Below are 1,335 nucleotides of genomic sequence, written 5' to 3'. Positions count from 1 at the left end.
GCCACGACGCGGTCCACCCCGACCTGGGCACCCTCGAGGACTTCGACCGCTTCGTCGCCGAGGCCGCCGCCCTGGGCCTGGAGACCGCCCTCGACTTCGCCCTGCAGTGCTCCCCCGACCACCCCTGGGTCCACAAGCACCCCGAGTGGTTCCACCACCGCCCCGACGGCACCATCGCCCACGCCGAGAACCCGCCCAAGAAGTACCAGGACATCTACCCCATCGCCTTCGACGCCGACCTGGACGGCATCGTCGCCGAGACCGTGCGCGTGCTGCGCTTCTGGATGGACCACGGCGTGCGCATCTTCCGCGTCGACAACCCCCACACCAAACCCGTCGTGTTCTGGGAACGCGTCATCGGCGAGATCAACCGCGCTGACCCCGACGTCATCTTCCTGGCGGAGGCCTTCACCCGCCCCGCGATGATGCACACCCTGGCCCAGATCGGCTTCCAGCAGTCCTACACCTACTTCACCTGGCGCACCACCAAGCAGGAACTGACCGAGTACCTCACCGAACTGTCGGGGGACGCCGCCGCCTACATGCGGCCCAACCTCTTCGCCAACACCCCCGACATCCTGCACGCCTACCTCCAGCACGGCGGCCGCCCCGCCTTCGAGGTCCGCGCGATCCTCGCCGCCACCCTCTCCCCCGCCTGGGGCATCTACAGCGGCTACGAACTGTGCGAGAACACCCCCCTGCGCGAAGGCAGCGAGGAATACCTCGACAGCGAGAAGTACCAGCTCAAACCCCGCGACTGGGACGCCGCCCACCGCGAGGGCCGCACCATCGCCCCCCTCATCACCCGCCTCAACACCCTCCGCCGCGACCATCCCGCGCTGCACCGGCTCAGGAACCTGCGCTTCCACCGGACCGACAACGACGCCCTCATCGCGTACAGCAAGCGCGCGGGGAGCGACGTCGTGCTGGTGGTCGTCAACCTCGACCCCCACCGCACCCAGGAGGCCACGGTCTGTCTCGACATGCCGCAGCTCGGCCTGGACTGGCACGAGTCGGTACCGGTGCGCGACGAGCTCACGGGTGAGACCTACCACTGGGGCAGGACGAACTACGTGCGCCTCGAGCCGGGCCGCACGCCCGCGCACGTCCTCCACGTCCAGCGGCCGCCCGCCACCGCGCCGCAGAACGAAGGGTCGGCAGCCTCATGACCGTCAACGAGCCCGTACCGGACACCTTCGAGGACACCCCGGCCAAGGACCGCGACCCGGACTGGTTCAAACGGGCCGTCTTCTACGAGGTCCTCGTCCGCTCCTTCCAGGACAGCAACGGCGACGGCGTCGGGGACCTCAAGGGACTGACCGCCAAACTGGACTA

Annotated in this window: 1 protein-coding gene; it reads left to right on the top strand. The window is 68.9% G+C overall.

Annotated features, from left to right (window positions below; genetic code table 11):
* Positions 1–1,169 (top strand): alpha-amylase family protein (locus ACZ4V6_RS36565; protein ID WP_467835598.1); only part of this gene is annotated, 1,169 nt, incomplete at its 5' end.
* Positions 1,170–1,335: the final 166 nt, after the last annotated feature.

The organism is Streptomyces sp. NPDC029152, assembly GCF_055564355.1.
Note: the sequence above shows the minus strand (reverse complement) of the source record. Positions and strands in the feature narration are given on the sequence as shown.